Source organism: Moorella sp. E308F (genome assembly GCF_006538365.1).
Taxonomy (GTDB): domain Bacteria; phylum Bacillota; class DSM-521; order Neomoorellales; family Neomoorellaceae; genus Neomoorella.
Genome location: NZ_BJKN01000001.1, coordinates 591337 through 606155, shown reverse-complemented (window position 1 = coordinate 606155; position 14819 = coordinate 591337). Strand labels below are relative to the sequence as shown.

Here is a 14819-nt window from a genome sequence, read left to right as displayed (position 1 = left end):
TAATTTTTAATTTCGGCGGGTACGACCCGCTAAAATTTTACCTGTATTTTACGCCACAGGTGAGTTTATGCGTAAAGACTGGGATGAATACTTCCTGGATATCGCCTTCCAGGTGGCCAGCCGGAGCACCTGCAACCGGCGGGCCGTGGGTGCCCTGGTGGTCAAGGACAAGCGCATCAAAGGTACCGGTTACAACGGCGCCCCCCATGGCCTGCCCCACTGCCTGGATGTCGGCTGCCTCATGGATGGGGAGCACTGCCAGCGGACCATCCACGCCGAAATCAATGCCCTCCTGGAGTGTTCACCGGAAGAAAGGGCCGGGGCGACCATGTATGTGACCGATTATCCCTGCGAGAGGTGCGCCCTGATCATTATCCAGGCCGGGATTAAAAGGATTGTCTATGCCCGGCCCTACCCGGTCGCCCATAATTGGCTGCGGGAAGCCGGGCTGGAAATCGTTCACCTGCCCCGCTAGAGGGCAACAGCCGGCATTGTTTTTCCAGCGGCGAAGGTCGTAGGAGCTTTTAAGGAGCCTCTCCGGTTGGAGGGAAAAATTTTGCAGCAAAAGATTATCGCTTTACCCAAACTGGACAACCTGACACCCACTATGGAATCTACCGCTTTAAAACTTATGGAAGAAGCCGGAGAACTGGCCCAGGCTATCGGCAAGCTCCGGGGTTTAAGCGGCGAGGAGATCAAGATGGACCATAACGCCGTCCTGGCGGCCATTACCCGCGAGCTGCTGGACGTGGCCCAGACGGCCGTTTCCCTCATGTTTGTCCTGGAAGACCAGTACGGCGTCGACATCCAGCAGGCCCTGGAGGAGCACATCAATAAACTCCGGGCGAAAAAGTATCTAAAGTAAAGGAGGCCCTTTTTAAGGGTTTACGGAGGAAACTTTTCATGCCGCCCTTAAAGGTCTTAACTGTCTTTGGCACCCGTCCCGAGGCCATCAAAATGGCCCCGGTCGTAAAAGAACTAAACCGTTATCCGGAAGAATTCAACTGCCAGGTGGCCGTCACGGCCCAGCACCGGGAAATGCTGGATCAGGTCCTCCAACTGTTCCAGATCCAGCCCGGCTATGACCTGGATATCATGCGGCCCCGGCAGACCCTGGAAGAAGTGACTACCAGAGCTTTAAACGGCCTTTCCGGGGTTTTAAAAACCTCCCGACCGGACGTGGTCCTGGTTCACGGGGACACCACCACCACCTTCGTAGCGGCCCTGGCTGCCTTTTACCAGCAAATTCCTGTCGGTCATGTCGAAGCCGGCTTAAGGACGGGTGACCGCTACGCCCCATTCCCGGAGGAGATGAACCGCCGCCTGGCCGGAGCCCTGGCCGACATTCATTTTGCCCCCACGGCCACTGCCCGGGACAACCTTTTGCGGGAAGGTGTACCGGCAGAGCATATCTACGTCACCGGTAATACCGTTATCGATGCCTTGAAGGCTACCGTCCGCCCCGGATACTGCTTCAGCGATCCCCGCCTGCAAGAGCTGGATATGGAGAGGTGGCGGGTCGTTCTGGTAACAGCCCACCGCCGGGAAAACTGGGGCGAGCCCATGCGGGAAATATTCAGCGCCTTGCGGGACCTGGTAAAGCGCTATAGCGATATTGCCGTCGTTTTCCCCGTTCACTACAACCCCCGTGTCCGCGAGCTGGCCGGAGAAATCCTCGGTAACCGGGAGCGTATTTACTTGATCGACCCCCTGGACTACGAGCCCTTTGTCAACCTTATGGCCCGTTCCTACCTGGTGTTGACAGACTCCGGTGGCCTCCAGGAAGAAGCGCCGGCCCTCGGCAAACCGGTGCTGGTCCTGCGGGAAGTCACCGAACGCCCGGAAGCCGTTGCTGCCGGTACCGTACGCCTGGTGGGCACGGGCTACCACGAGATCCTGGCAGCGGCCGGCGAACTCCTGGAAGACCGGCAGGCTTACCTGCGCATGGCCCATGCTGTCAACCCCTATGGAGACGGCCAGGCTTCACGGCGTATCCGCGGCGCCCTGCGTCATTATTTTGGCCTGACAATTGCTAGGCCACAGGAATTTACGCCCGCATAAAGTTTCCCTATGTGTTGGATTAAAAAATAAACATCTTTGCGGCAGGAATTTCATTGACAAAAGAGAATACTTTTTAACACTGGCAGGGTATAAAAATTTCCTCCAGGTACAATTTAACATCAATGGCAGCCAAGAAACGTCACTACTGGGATTACGCGAGATTTGCCAATATGGCCTTTTCCTTCGGAGTTACCATGATTGCCGCCATCCTCCTCGGCCTTTATGGCGGGGCATGGCTGGACCGGCGGTTGGGTACGTCACCCCTTTTCATGCTGGCCGGCGTTTTTCTGGGGGTAGGGGTGGGATTTCGCTCTATCTTAAGCGAATTGCGTATCCTGGAAAAGGAAGCACCAAAGATTAAAACCAATGATCAAGATAAAACTCACCCGGACTGAAAAAGGGATGCTGGCCCTGGCTGCCCTGGCAGCAGTAGCTGGCCTGGGAGGCGGTTATTATGCCTTTGTAGCGGGCCTGGGGGTAGCTTTGCCTGTCTCCCTGGGGTTGTTCCGCTGGCAGCTGGGAGCCGTCGCCAACCTGGACAACCTGCCGCCCCAGAAGGCCTTTAATCGTTTCTTTGGCCGTTCCCTCATGCGATCCTCCCTGGCCCTGGCCCTTCTGGGTCTGGCCCTGGCCGGGGGGATAGAATTTCTTTTTGGTGTGTTTGCAGGGCTGCTCCTTCAGGTCCTGGTCTACATGGGCGAGGCCATTCTCATTATCCTGGGAAAGGAGGGATAGAATAATGGGACTGCGAGCCTTAGGGGAGATAATGGCCCATGTCCGGCCCCATGAAGTATTTTACCTGGGGCCCATCCCGGTCTACTCCACGGTGGTCAACACCTGGATTGTCATGGCTCTCTTATTCCTGGGGGTTTTCCTGGCAAGCCGGAAATTAAACTTTATCCCCCGGGGTATCCAGCACATTTTTGAGCTGCTCCTGGAATTTTTCTATGGCCTCCTGGAGGAAACCATGGGCAAGGAAGGCCGGCGCTACCTGCCTCTGGTAGCCACCCTGTTTATTTTCATCCTGAGCCTCAATCTTTCCTGGTTTATCCCCGGGATGAAGCCCCCGACCATGGACCTTTCCACTACGGCGGCCTTTGCTGTGACTACCATTATCCTGGTCCAGCTTATCGGCATCCGGAAAAGGGGCCTGGTGGGCTACATCAAGCACTTTTTCCAGCCGGTGCCCTTTCTCTTTCCCCTGAATGTAATTGAGGAGCTGGTCAAGCCGGTATCCCTTTCCTTACGTCTATTCGGCAATATGTTCGGGGAAGAGATGGTGGTAACCATCCTGTTTATCATGCTGCCCTTTTTATTACCGACGCCCATTATGATCCTGGGCGTCCTTATGGGCTTGATCCAGGCCTTTGTTTTTACCCTGCTTACAGTTACTTATATCGCTAACTTTATTCACGGGCATTAAAGGAGCCGCACTTACGGGATTAGTTCCCGGGGAATGAACGGAAATTAGTGGCTGGCTAACCACCAACATGGCCAGCCCACAAAGGAAGCCATTTTTAGAGGAGGATATGCACATGACAGCACTAGGTTTTATCGGCGTCGGTCTGGCCATTGGCCTGGCAGCACTAGGTTCGGGCCTCGGCCAGGGTTTTGCTTCCCGCGGAGCGATGGAAGGTATCGCTCGTCAGCCCGAGGCCAGCGGCAACATCCGTACCACCCTGCTCCTGGCCCTGGCCTTTATGGAAGCGCTGACGCTCTTTTCCTTCGTTATAGCCATCCTCATGTGGACCAAGCTCTAAAATACCTACGGGCGAGTAAGGCGGTTAAAACCGTCTTATTCGCCCCTGACCTGTTTTTGGGAACAGTGAAAGGGGGGTGGCCACGTGCAGGGCATCTTTCAGGCCTTGAATTTAAGCGGTTGGACCTTTTTGTTCCAGGTCATCAACCTCCTGGTAGTCATGGGGGTTCTTTATATTCTCCTTTACAAACCCCTGGGCAAGATCCTGGCCGACCGCGAGGCGAAAATTGAGGGCAATTTAAGGGACGCGGCGACGGCCAAAGAGAAGGCGGAACAGATGCTCGCCGAGTATCAGCAGCAGCTCCGCGGCGCTCGCCAGGAAGCCCAGGCGATATTGGACCGGGCTAACAGGATGGCCGAAGAGACGCGGGCGGAGATAGTTGCCAAGGCCAAAGAGGAAGCTAGCCGCGCGCTGGAACAGGCACGAGCCGAGATTGAAGGCGAAAAGAGCAAGGCCCTGGCCGCTATCCGCAATGAAGCAGCGACCCTGGCCGTCCTGGCGGCGGGAAAGGTTTTAGGGCGCACCTTAACCCCTGACGACCAGGAACGCCTGGCCCGGGAAGCGCTGGCTGAGGTGGAGCGATTGCAATGAGCAGCCAGACCATCGCCAGGCGCTATGCCCGCGCCCTCTATGAAGTTGCCCGGCAGAAGGGCGCTACGGAAGGCTTTGCCGCCGTCCTGGAAGCAGCCGGCCGGGCCCTGGTAGAGAACCCTGAACTGCGCCGTGTCCTTTATCACCAGCTCATTCCCGTCCGGGAGAAGCAAAGAATAATGGATACCCTCTTCCCGGACGTCGACCCGTTGTTAAAGAACTTTTTCCACCTGGTCATGGCCAAAGGTCGGGAGCGGGCCCTGCCGGAGATAGCGGCCCAATTCCGGCGCATGGTTGACCGGGAAAACAGGGTGCTGCCGGTGGAAGTGCAGGCAGCAGCACCTCTTTCTGAGGAGATCACCGCCGCTCTGAAAGAAAGGCTGGCCCGGATAACGGGACAAAACGTCCGCCTGCAAACCAGAGTGGATCCGTCCCTCCTGGGCGGGATGGTCATCCGCGTGGGGGACAGGGTCCTGGACGCCAGCCTGAAGAAAAAGCTGGAACTTTTGGGCGAGCACTTGAAGGGCGCATAAACAAAACCAGACGTGCAAAGGGGTGAAAAACAGTCTTGAGCATCCGGCCCGATGAAATAACCAGTATTCTCAAGAACCAGATCGAACAGTACCAGCTGGAAGTAGAAGTGGCCGATACGGGGATCATCACCCAGGTGGGTGACGGCATCGCCCGCATCTACGGCCTGGAGCGGGCCATGGCCGGCGAGTTGCTGGAGTTTCCCGGCAATGTCTACGGCATGGTCCTGAACCTGGAAGAAGACAACGTCGGCGCCGTGGTCCTGGGCCCCTACACCCACATCAAAGAAGGGGACCAGGTCAAGCGCACCGGGCGCATTGTCGAGGTACCGGTAGGGGAAGCTCTGATCGGCCGGGTAGTCAACGCCATGGGCCAGCCCATTGACGGCAAGGGGCCCATCAAGACGGAAAAGTTCCGGCCGGTAGAATCACCGGCGCCGGGCGTCGTTTACCGCCAGCCGGTGAATACCCCCCTCCAGACAGGCTTGAAAGCCATAGATTCCATGATCCCCATCGGCCGCGGCCAGCGGGAATTGATTATCGGCGACCGGCAGACGGGCAAGACGGCCATCGCCGTGGACACCATCATCAATCAAAAAGGGCAAAATGTCATCTGCATCTATGTGGCCATAGGCCAGAAGGCTTCCACCGTGGCGGGCGTTGTCCAGCGCCTGGAGGAAGCCGGGGCCATGGAATATACCATTGTCGTTTCGGCAACGGCCAGCGAGCCGGCGCCCATGCTCTACATCGCCCCCTATGCCGGCTGCGCCATGGGCGAGTATTTCATGTACGAGCAGCACCGGGACGTCCTCTGCATCTATGACGACCTGTCCAAGCACGCCGCCGCCTACCGTGAACTTTCCCTGCTGCTAAGGCGGCCGCCGGGACGAGAGGCCTATCCGGGCGACGTTTTCTACCTCCATTCCCGCCTGCTGGAACGGGCGGCCCGTCTGAACGACGCCCTGGGGGGCGGTTCCCTGACGGCCCTGCCCGTTATTGAAACCCAGGCCGGAGACGTGTCGGCCTATATCCCCACTAACGTCATTTCCATCACCGACGGCCAGATCTACCTGGAGTCCGACCTTTTCTACGCCGGCCAGCGCCCGGCCGTCAACGTGGGCCTGTCGGTATCCCGGGTAGGGGGCGCAGCCCAGATCAAGGCCATGAAACAGGTGGCCGGCCGTCTGCGCCTGGACCTGGCCCAGTACCGCGAGCTGGCGGCCTTCGCCCAGTTCGGCTCCGACCTGGACAAGACGACCCAGGCGAGGCTCGCCCGCGGCGAGCGCATGATGGAGATTTTAAAACAGGACCAGTACCAGCCCATGCCGGTGGAAGAGCAGGTAGCGGTCCTCTACGCGGCCGTTAACGGTTTCCTGGATGACCTGCCGGTAGAAAGGGTGCGGCCCTTTGAAAGGGAATTCTTGCGCTTCCTGCACAGCGTGCGCCCGGAAGTTTTGGCCGGTATCCGGGAAAAACGCGAACTCGACGACAATCTTCAGGAGCAGCTGAAGAAGAGCATAGAAGAATTCAAGAGCAGCTTCACCGCTGCCGGGAAAGCATAAGGTGGTGAGCCGGCATGCCCAATATGCGTGACCTGAAGCGCCGTATCCGCAGTATCAGGAGCACTCAGCACATCACCCGGGCCATGAAAATGGTGGCGGCGGCCAAACTGCGCAAGGCCCAGGCCCAGGTCACGGCAGCCCGGCCCTACGCCGAGAAACTTGAGGAAGTCATCGGCCGCCTGATCGGCGCCGTTGATCCGGAGACCCAGCCCCTGGCGGCAACCCGGGAAATCAAAAAAGCCGGCTACGTGCTGATTACCGGTGACCGGGGCCTGGCCGGCGGCTATAATGCCAACCTCATCCGCATGGCGGAAGAACGCCTGCAGGCGGAAGAACGCCCGGTGGCCCTGGTGACTGTAGGCCGGAAAGGAAGGGATTATTTCCGCCGCCGCCGGGTGGAGATAGTCCGGTCCTTTACCGATATCGGCGATGAACCGGACCTCATCCAGGCCCGCGAGCTGGCCCGCCAGCTGGTAGATCTGTACCTGGAGGGAACCGTGGATGAGGTAAACCTCATCTATACCCGTTTTTACTCCGCCCTCCGCCAGGTACCCCGGATCGACCGCCTCCTGCCCATCAAAGCCGGCGCGACCGGGGAGGACAGCGGGGATTATATCTATGAACCTTCTCCCGCCGAGGTCTTAAAGGCCCTGCTACCCCGTTACTGCGAGATCAAGGTCTACCAGGCCCTCTTGGAGGCCAAGGCCAGTGAGCATGGAGCCAGGATGACGGCCATGGATAACGCCACCGAGAATGCAGCCGAAATGATCGATAAATTAACCCTATCCTTCAACCGCGCCCGCCAGGCGGCCATTACCATGGAGATCGTGGAGGTTGTGGCCGGCGCCGACGCCCTGAAGTAAAGGAGGGGATATGGATTGAACGAGGGACAGGTAGTACAGGTAATCGGCCCGGTAGTTGACGTGGAATTTGCCAGCGACCAGCTGCCCGACCTTTATAACGCCATTACCATCAAGAATGATAACATCAATATCACTATGGAAGCCATGCAGCACCTGGGCAACAATACCGTGCGCTGTGTGGCCCTGTCTTCCACCGACGGCCTGCAGCGGGGGATGAAGGCCGTGGATACCGGCGCCCCCATCACCATACCGGTAGGCCGGGCGACGTTAGGCCGGCTGTTTAACGTCCTGGGAGAACCTATTGATAACCAGGGCCCGGTAGAGGCCACAGAACGGCTGCCCATCCACCGGCCGGCACCATCTTTCGAGGAACAGCAGCCGTCGACGGAAATCCTGGAGACAGGCATTAAAGTAGTTGACCTGCTGGCCCCCTACGCCAAGGGAGGTAAAATCGGCCTTTTCGGCGGTGCCGGCGTGGGCAAGACGGTCCTCATCATGGAACTCATCCGCAATATTGCCTACGAGCACGGCGGTTTTTCCGTCTTTGCCGGTGTCGGCGAGCGTACCCGTGAAGGCAACGACCTCTACCTGGAAATGAAGGAATCCGGGGTCATTGAGAAAACGGCCCTGGTCTTCGGCCAGATGAACGAGCCCCCGGGAGCACGCCTGCGGGTGGGCCTGACGGGCCTGACCATGGCCGAGTATTTCCGGGACGCGGAAGGACAGGACGTCCTCCTTTTCATCGATAATATTTTCCGCTTTGTCCAGGCCGGTTCCGAAGTATCGGCTCTCCTGGGACGCATGCCTTCGGCCGTGGGTTACCAGCCCACCCTGGCCACGGAAATGGGCGCCCTGCAGGAGCGCATTACTTCCACCAAAAAGGGTTCCATAACCTCCGTCCAGGCCATTTACGTCCCGGCCGACGACCTGACCGACCCGGCCCCGGCGACTACCTTTGCCCACCTGGACGCCACCACGGTGCTTTCCCGGCAGATCGCCGAGCTGGGCATCTATCCGGCCGTGGATCCTCTGGATTCCACTTCCCGCATCCTCGACCCCAGGATCGTGGGCGAGGAGCACTACCAGGTGGCCCGGGGCGTGCAGCGCATTCTGCAGCGCTACAAGGAACTCCAGGACATCATCGCCATCCTGGGCATGGATGAACTCTCGGAAGACGACAAGCTGATCGTGGCCCGGGCGCGTAAAGTGCAGCGCTTCCTCTCCCAGCCCTTCCACGTGGCGGAGGCCTTTACCGGCCAGCCCGGCGTCTACGTGCCTTTAAAAGAAACCGTCCGCGGCTTCAAGGAGATCCTGGAGGGTCGTCACGACAACTTGCCCGAACAGGCCTTCTATATGGTCGGCACCATTGACGAAGCCGTAAAGAAGGGGCAGGAGATGATGTAAATGGCCCCTCTGAAATTGGAGGTTATTACTCCCGAGAGGGTGACCTTAAAGACGGAGGCTGAAGGCGTTATCGCGCCGGGCATCCTGGGCTACCTGGGCATTTTGCCCGGCCATGCTCCCCTCATTACCCCCCTTAAGGCCGGGGTGGTAACCTATCGCCAGCAAGGCGGCGGGGAGGAGCGCCTGGCTGTATCGGGCGGTTTCCTGGAAGCCGGACCGGAGCATGTGGTCATCCTGGCGGATACGGCGGAAAAAGCCGCCGAAATCGACGTAGAGCGGGCGCGCCAGGCGAAAGCGAGGGCGGAAAAGCGCCTCCGGGAACGGCCGCCCGGCCTGGATGTGGCCCGGGCTGAGGCCGCCCTGCAGCGGGCTACGGCTCGCCTCAAGGCCGCGGGCGCCCTGTGATAGTTTATTCCCCTGGCCCCCTGGCAAGAATAGGTATGAACCTATTCCTGCGAGGGGGCATTTAATTTGCGTCGGTTTTTATTTAATTCTCTTCCTTTTCATTTTAAAACTGTCCTGTTAATCCTTTTCCTCCTGAGCTTCACCGGAGGCCTGGCCCTGGCCAGGCACCTGTTATTGCCGGGGGCGCGGGAACTCTTCGCTGCAGGTAGAAACGCTACCAGTATCAGCCGGGCTGTGGACGGGAAGGACCAGGCACCTCACCTTTTGTTTAACGCCTTTATCGCCGGCGGAGCCCGTCTGGATACCATGGCCCTGGAAGCATGGGGCAGCCTCAATTCTACTTTTATGGACAGCGAGGCCCTCGGCGAGATGGCCGGACGGACGGCAGCCGCCCTGGGGCTGGAGGAAATAACAAGTTTTACCAGGCAGGATGACGCCGGTTTCCACGCCCTGTACTGGGAAGGGGAAATGCAGCCGGGGGTGGCCCTGTTTTTTTCTCTCCAGAGCCTGGCCGGAACGGGGGAGGGGGGCGAGACCTACCTCCTCATCAACGTAGAAGGCCGGCCCCGGCAGGGTGAAGGGGAGATGCTGGCCTGGCAGGAAATGGTGAAGGCGGCCTTCCGCTCCTGGCAGGTGGAGCCCCACTTTATCTACACCCTGACAGGCGTTATTCCCGGAAAACTTTCACCAGCGGAAAGGGAGCAGCGGGCCAGGGCCGTCCTGGACGCCCTTAAGGCTGAAAAGGTAGAGGGCGTGGAAGATGAGGAACTCCTCTCCATCAGCGCCTATTCCCCCTGGTTACCACGTTCCCTGGAAGTTGCCGGTCGTCCGGTAAACGCTAACGTGGCCCTGCGTTACCACGCCACCGACGGCAACACCTATATGCATTTAGGATCTCCCCTTTTAGGTGGCGAGTATTAGCCAGTATATGTTATAATAAAATTTAAATAAGCTTCATATCCGAAGGGGCTAAGGGAAATTGGAGGCAATCGTCATTCAAGGCCGGACGCGCCTTCAGGGACGGGTAGCCATCAGCGGCGCCAAAAATGCTGTGCTACCCATTATTGCAGCCTGCCTGCTTACTGAGGATGAATGTTACCTGGAGGATATTCCCCGCCTGGCTGATGTAGATACCATGTGCGAGGTTATTGGCGAAATGGGGGCCGAAGTTTACCCCGAAGGGGTAAAGAATTTAAGGGTGGCCGCCGCATCTTTAAAGAAAGTAGAGCCACCCTATGAATTTGTCCGCCGCATGCGGGCTTCCTTCCTGGTTATGGGGCCGCTCTTGGCGCGCCTGGGCCGGGTGAGGGTATCCCTGCCCGGCGGTTGTGCCATAGGCGCCAGGCCCATTGACCTCCATCTTAAAGGCATGGCCGCCCTGGGGGCCAGCATTCATGTCAACAACGGCAACGTTGAGGCCGAGGCCGGGCGCCTGAAGGGAGCGTCCATTTACCTGGATTTTCCCAGCGTCGGGGCAACGGAAAACATCATGATGGCCGCCGCCCTGGCCGAAGGGACGACGATCATTGAGAACGCCGCCGGCGAGCCCGAGATCGTCGACCTGGCCAACTTCATCAACGCCATGGGCGGGCGTATCAGCGGCGCCGGTACCAGGGTTATCAAGATCGAAGGTGTCAGGGAACTCCACGGCGCCCGCCACGCAGTCATTCCCGACCGGGTAGAGGCCGGCACCTTCATGATCGCCGCAGCCGCCACCGGGGGCGATGTGTTCCTGGAAAACGTCATCTCCACTCATTTGAAGGCCGTCATGGCCAAGCTGGCGGAAGCCGGAGCCGAACTTTCCGAGGAGGACGGCGGTATCAGGGTGCGGGCGGAACTGCCCCTGAAGGCTGTAGACATCAAGACCATGCCTTATCCCGGCTTTCCCACGGACATGCAGGCCCAGTTCATGGCCCTTCTTACGACGGCCCGGGGCAGCAGCGTCGTCACCGAGACGGTCTTTGAAAACCGCTTCATGCATGTCAATGAGCTAAAGCGCATGGGAGCCAGCATCTTCATCGAGGGCCATTGCGCCGTGGTGAAAGGCAGGGAAAAGCTTACCGGGGCGCCGGTCAAGGCCACTGACCTGCGGGCCGGTGCCGCCCTGGTTATAGCCGGACTTATGGCTGAGGGAGAGACGGTGATTTCCTGCGTCCATCATATTGACCGGGGCTATGAGGACCTGGTGGGCAAACTCCAGGCCCTGGGAGCGAAGATAAGCCGGGAAGAAAGGTAGAGATATCCGGCCTGGCGTCGGATTATCGTTTTTATACTGACCGCCCTTACCAGGGGCGGTCTTTTTTTGGTCAAGCCCTCATATACATGGACATAGCAGGTGGACAAAACCTCAAGCCGCCGGAGGGGGAGCACCATGCGTAAAGTAATGGGCATTTTCATTATCCTTATTTTTGCGGCCGTAATTATCGTACCGGCCATGATTATCGAAGGTATACGTCTTTTTCAGCCGCCGGTCCAGGTCCAGGCGGGGCAACAACTGGTACGGGTCTACTTTCACCAGAGCGATGACATCAAGATCATGCCCCTGGAACAGTATATAATCGGGGTAGTAGCCGGGGAAATGCCGGCCAACTTTGAGCCGGAAGCCCTTAAAGCCCAGGCCGTGGCCGCTCGCACCTATACCCTCAAAAAGATAGAAGAAGCCAGGAACAAGCCCGACGACCACCATCCCAGCGCCGATATCTGCACCGACCCGGCCCACTGCCAGGCCTTTGCCGCTGATGACGTTTTGCGGCAACGCTGGGGTTTCTTTAATTTCTGGCGCTATAAAAGCAAAATCCAGGAAGCCGTCCGGGCCACCCAGGGGATGGTCCTGACCTACCAGGGCAAGCTCATTGACCCCGTCTACCATGCCAACAGCGGCGGCCGGACGGAAAGCGCTGCTGCCGTCTGGGGCCGGGACCTGCCCTACCTCCAGAGCGTATCCTCCCCCTGGGATAAGGAAGCCCCTCACTACCAGGCCACCATTGCCTTCACCCTGGAAGAAATGGACCGGAAGCTGGGGGTAAATCTCAAGGCCGTACCGGCGGCAGCTCTGGCTCCGTCCGGGGGTACGGCCATGAAGGTTCTGGAAAAGACCGCCACCGGCCGCATCAAGACCATAAAAATCGGTAACAAGACCTTTGCCGCCACCGAGTTACGACAGCTTCTGGGCCTGCCCTCAACCGATTTTACCTGGCAGGTCCAGGGGGACCGCATAATCTTCAATACTACCGGTTATGGCCACGGCGTAGGCATGAGCCAGTACGGCGCCAACGGTATGGCCAGGGAGGGTAAAAACTTCGCTGAGATTCTTACCTACTACTACCGGGGAGTAAAGATTGAAAACCGGTGAGGAATTATTTCGACAGCGAAGCATTTTGTAAGAACCGGCAGCGGCATGCGGGGAATAACAGGTATTAAATACCAGAAAATGGGGTAGAATCCAGCTGAGGTGATGCAACTACATGCTGAAGATTCTGGCCTCATGGAAAAAACTTTTATCACGGAACCCCCTGGCCGGGCAGGAAAACCTGGGACGGCTTGAGCGGGCATTAAAGCGTCGCGGCCTCTACCTGGCGCTGCTGGTCCTTCTCTTTGGCGGCAGCTACTACCTGGTTACCAACGACGCCGTGTTCAAAAAGCCCGCCGTCCAGACCTTCACCCTGGCCGGCCAACCGGCGGCCCCCCAGGGAGCGCCGGCGCCCCGGGAACCCCTTGCCGGCTCTACCACTGTACCGCCTGAACTCAAAGAGCAGACCGGGGCCCATGCTGCCCCGGCTACGGCTTCACCTTCCCTGGCCCTGCCCGTTGCCGGAAAAATAGGCAAGGGCTACGGCTTTACCTATGCCCCGGCCTTTGGCGATTACCGCTTCCACCCCGGTATAGACCTGGAAGCCCCTGCTGGCAGCGAGGTTAAAGCCGCCGCTGCCGGGGTAGTGAAGCAGGTAGAGCACAGCAACGCCTGGCGTTACCGCCTGAGCATCGACCTGGGCAACGGCTATCAGCTCGTCTATGCCCACTTAAGCAGCATCAAGGTCGCCAAGGGGGATAAGGTTCAGGCAGGTACCGTTTTGGGTGAGCTGGGTGATCCGGGCACGGCCGAAGCGGGGACCTCAGCCCACCTGCACCTGGAATTACTAAAAAACGGCAAAGCCATCGATCCGGTTTCCGCCCTGCAATAAGTTCTTTTTTCGGCAGCCTGCCAATAAAATTATAGCGGAGTTGAAATTGGGAGGCTGCCCCCATGCAGGATTATATCCAGGAGAGGGTATTGCAAATAGCCGCCTACATTGTGGAGTACCGCTGTACTGTCCGCCAGGCGGCTACTGTTTTTAATGTCAGCAAAAGCACCGTGCACAAGGATGTTACCGAACGCCTGCCGCGCCTTAATAACAACCTGGCCCGGGAGGTACGAGCGGTGCTCAACGCCAACAAGGCCGAACGGCACCTGCGGGGTGGAGAAGCTACCAGGAAAAAATATAAAGAACCCCGGGTTTCCTGAAAGAAAGACAGGAATTCTTTCCTCTTCTGGAGAATAATTAACAAGATTGCCATGGGAGAGGAAAGGAGCAGGAGTAATGTTCGGCCTGGGTCATCAGGATATCGGCATCGATTTGGGGACAGCCACTGTTCTGGTATATGTGCAGGGTAAGGGGATTATGTTACGGGAACCTTCGGTGGTAGCCTTTAACCGGGATAACGGTCAGATTTTTGCCGTCGGGGAAGAAGCCCGGCGTATGCTTGGTCGGACACCGGGAAATATTATCGCCCTGCGCCCTTTGAGGGATGGGGTAATTGCCGACTACGACAGCACCGAAAAAATGTTGCGCTACTTTATAGAAAAAGCCTGCGGCCGCCAGGGACTGCTCCGGCCGCGGGTAATGGTCTGTATCCCCTCCGGGGTTACCAGCGTGGAGGAGCGGGCGGTCCGCCAGGCGGCCCTCCAGGCCGGGGCCAGGCAGGCCTATGTCATTGAAGAACCCCTGGCGGCGGCCCTGGGGGCCGGCCTGGACATTGCCGAACCCAGCGGTTCCATGGTGGTAGATATCGGCGGGGGGACCACCGACATCGCCGTTCTTTCCCTCGGGGGTATTGTCTGCAGCAATTCTTTACGGGTGGCCGGGGACAAGCTCGATGAAGCCATTGTCCGTTATATCCGCCGCGAGCACAACCTGATGATCGGCGAGCGTAGCGCCGAGGAGTTAAAAATCAACATTGGCACGGCCCATCCTTCGTCCCGGGCTGAAGCCAGTATGGATGTCCGCGGCCGCGACCTGGTAACCGGCCTGCCCAAGACGGTAAAGATCACTTCCAGGGAAATCTATATTGCCATCCAGGAGCCCCTGCAGCAGATAACCGGGGCAGTTAAAGAAGTGCTGGAAAAAACGCCGCCGGAACTGGCGGCGGACCTGGTGAACAAAGGCATCGTCATGACCGGCGGGGGCAGCCTCCTCCACGGCTTGGACATAACTTTAAGCGAAGAGACGGGACTGCCGGTGCATGTGGCCGACGATCCCGTCTCCTGTGTGGCCCTGGGGACAGGCAAAGCCCTGACCATGCTGGACGTCCTGCGGCAGAGCAACCCTTCAGAAAACCGGCGCCCGGGCCGGTGAGAATTTGTAAGAGGCAAGTAGATTGGCAGCG

The 14819-nt window shown here is 58.5% G+C and carries 19 protein-coding genes; all 19 read left to right on the top strand.

The features are described 5' to 3' along the window. Nucleotides 1-67: 67 nt before the first annotated feature. The 19 genes from E308F_RS02870 (at nucleotide 68) to E308F_RS02780 (ending at nucleotide 14788) form a co-directional block, all read left to right on the top strand. Nucleotides 68-475: a deoxycytidylate deaminase gene (locus E308F_RS02870; protein ID WP_141263364.1), complete on the top strand. Its 408-nt coding sequence runs from the start codon at nucleotides 68-70 to the stop codon at nucleotides 473-475. Nucleotides 476-556: 81 nt separating this feature from the next. Beyond that, on the top strand, nucleotides 557-865 hold the full coding sequence (locus E308F_RS02865) for a MazG-like family protein (protein WP_141263362.1): 309 nt from the start codon (nucleotides 557-559) through the stop codon (nucleotides 863-865). Between the two features lie 38 nt (nucleotides 866-903). Then, on the top strand, nucleotides 904-2061 hold the full coding sequence (gene wecB, locus E308F_RS02860) for a non-hydrolyzing UDP-N-acetylglucosamine 2-epimerase (RefSeq protein WP_141263360.1): 1158 nt from the start codon (nucleotides 904-906) through the stop codon (nucleotides 2059-2061). Between the two features lie 122 nt (nucleotides 2062-2183). Continuing rightward, entirely contained in the window at nucleotides 2184-2456 is a 273-nt protein-coding gene (locus E308F_RS02855; RefSeq protein WP_141263359.1) for an AtpZ/AtpI family protein, read from the top strand. Beyond that, entirely contained in the window at nucleotides 2428-2796 is a 369-nt protein-coding gene (locus E308F_RS02850) for a hypothetical protein (protein ID WP_141263358.1), read from the top strand. Before E308F_RS02855 ends, E308F_RS02850 begins: the two co-directional genes overlap by 29 nt. A gap of 4 nt (nucleotides 2797-2800) precedes the next feature. After that, the gene (gene atpB / locus E308F_RS02845) at nucleotides 2801-3484 is read left to right on the top strand and encodes a F0F1 ATP synthase subunit A (RefSeq protein WP_172613489.1); all 684 of its coding nucleotides are present in this window, start codon (nucleotides 2801-2803) and stop codon (nucleotides 3482-3484) included. 67 nt (nucleotides 3485-3551) lie between these two features. Continuing rightward, nucleotides 3552-3821, top strand: coding sequence for an ATP synthase F0 subunit C (gene atpE / locus E308F_RS02840; protein WP_373995602.1), 270 nt, complete (start codon nucleotides 3552-3554; stop codon nucleotides 3819-3821). 84 nt (nucleotides 3822-3905) lie between these two features. Further along, nucleotides 3906-4412 (top strand): F0F1 ATP synthase subunit B, encoded by a 507-nt coding sequence (atpF, locus tag E308F_RS02835; RefSeq protein WP_141263353.1) that lies wholly within the window; start codon nucleotides 3906-3908, stop codon nucleotides 4410-4412. Next, on the top strand, nucleotides 4409-4945 hold the full coding sequence (locus tag E308F_RS02830) for a F0F1 ATP synthase subunit delta (protein WP_141263352.1): 537 nt from the start codon (nucleotides 4409-4411) through the stop codon (nucleotides 4943-4945). Before atpF ends, E308F_RS02830 begins: the two co-directional genes overlap by 4 nt. Nucleotides 4946-4980: 35 nt before the next feature. Then, complete coding sequence (gene atpA, locus E308F_RS02825; RefSeq protein WP_141263350.1) at nucleotides 4981-6504, top strand: F0F1 ATP synthase subunit alpha; 1524 nt, start codon at nucleotides 4981-4983, stop codon at nucleotides 6502-6504. A gap of 14 nt (nucleotides 6505-6518) precedes the next feature. Beyond that, a complete protein-coding gene (gene atpG, locus E308F_RS02820) occupies nucleotides 6519-7367 on the top strand; it encodes an ATP synthase F1 subunit gamma (protein WP_141263348.1) in 849 nt (282 codons plus the stop codon). A gap of 15 nt (nucleotides 7368-7382) precedes the next feature. Further along, a complete protein-coding gene (atpD, locus tag E308F_RS02815; RefSeq protein ID WP_141263346.1) occupies nucleotides 7383-8771 on the top strand; it encodes a F0F1 ATP synthase subunit beta in 1389 nt (462 codons plus the stop codon). Beyond that, entirely contained in the window at nucleotides 8772-9176 is a 405-nt protein-coding gene (locus tag E308F_RS02810) for a F0F1 ATP synthase subunit epsilon (protein WP_141263344.1), read from the top strand. It abuts the gene before it with no gap. Between the two features lie 66 nt (nucleotides 9177-9242). Continuing rightward, a complete protein-coding gene (locus E308F_RS02805; RefSeq protein ID WP_141263342.1) occupies nucleotides 9243-10097 on the top strand; it encodes a YwmB family TATA-box binding protein in 855 nt (284 codons plus the stop codon). Nucleotides 10098-10155: 58 nt separating this feature from the next. Beyond that, entirely contained in the window at nucleotides 10156-11412 is a 1257-nt protein-coding gene (murA, locus tag E308F_RS02800; RefSeq protein ID WP_141263340.1) for a UDP-N-acetylglucosamine 1-carboxyvinyltransferase, read from the top strand. Nucleotides 11413-11547: 135 nt separating this feature from the next. Beyond that, the gene (gene spoIID, locus E308F_RS02795) at nucleotides 11548-12528 is read left to right on the top strand and encodes a stage II sporulation protein D (protein WP_141263338.1); all 981 of its coding nucleotides are present in this window, start codon (nucleotides 11548-11550) and stop codon (nucleotides 12526-12528) included. A 112-nt stretch (nucleotides 12529-12640) separates the two neighbouring features. Then, on the top strand, nucleotides 12641-13357 hold the full coding sequence (locus E308F_RS02790) for a M23 family metallopeptidase (RefSeq protein WP_141263336.1): 717 nt from the start codon (nucleotides 12641-12643) through the stop codon (nucleotides 13355-13357). 62 nt (nucleotides 13358-13419) lie between these two features. Continuing rightward, the gene (gene spoIIID / locus E308F_RS02785; RefSeq protein WP_141263335.1) at nucleotides 13420-13677 is read left to right on the top strand and encodes a sporulation transcriptional regulator SpoIIID; all 258 of its coding nucleotides are present in this window, start codon (nucleotides 13420-13422) and stop codon (nucleotides 13675-13677) included. Between the two features lie 76 nt (nucleotides 13678-13753). After that, nucleotides 13754-14788, top strand: coding sequence for a rod shape-determining protein (locus E308F_RS02780; RefSeq protein ID WP_141263333.1), 1035 nt, complete (start codon nucleotides 13754-13756; stop codon nucleotides 14786-14788). Nucleotides 14789-14819: the final 31 nt, after the last annotated feature.

Coding starts and splice junctions, on each gene's coding strand:
- E308F_RS02870 (WP_141263364.1), top strand. CDS start 68: ATGCGTAAAGACTGGGATGAATACTTCCTGGATATCGCCTTCCAGGTG.
- wecB (WP_141263360.1), top strand. CDS start 904: ATGCCGCCCTTAAAGGTCTTAACTGTCTTTGGCACCCGTCCCGAGGCC.
- E308F_RS02855 (WP_141263359.1), top strand. CDS start 2,184: ATGGCAGCCAAGAAACGTCACTACTGGGATTACGCGAGATTTGCCAAT.
- E308F_RS02850 (WP_141263358.1), top strand. CDS start 2,428: ATGATCAAGATAAAACTCACCCGGACTGAAAAAGGGATGCTGGCCCTG.
- atpB (WP_172613489.1), top strand. CDS start 2,801: ATGGGACTGCGAGCCTTAGGGGAGATAATGGCCCATGTCCGGCCCCAT.
- atpE (WP_373995602.1), top strand. CDS start 3,552: ATGGCCAGCCCACAAAGGAAGCCATTTTTAGAGGAGGATATGCACATG.
- E308F_RS02830 (WP_141263352.1), top strand. CDS start 4,409: ATGAGCAGCCAGACCATCGCCAGGCGCTATGCCCGCGCCCTCTATGAA.
- atpG (WP_141263348.1), top strand. CDS start 6,519: ATGCCCAATATGCGTGACCTGAAGCGCCGTATCCGCAGTATCAGGAGC.
- E308F_RS02810 (WP_141263344.1), top strand. CDS start 8,772: ATGGCCCCTCTGAAATTGGAGGTTATTACTCCCGAGAGGGTGACCTTA.
- spoIID (WP_141263338.1), top strand. CDS start 11,548: ATGCGTAAAGTAATGGGCATTTTCATTATCCTTATTTTTGCGGCCGTA.
- E308F_RS02790 (WP_141263336.1), top strand. CDS start 12,641: ATGCTGAAGATTCTGGCCTCATGGAAAAAACTTTTATCACGGAACCCC.
- spoIIID (WP_141263335.1), top strand. CDS start 13,420: ATGCAGGATTATATCCAGGAGAGGGTATTGCAAATAGCCGCCTACATT.
- E308F_RS02780 (WP_141263333.1), top strand. CDS start 13,754: ATGTTCGGCCTGGGTCATCAGGATATCGGCATCGATTTGGGGACAGCC.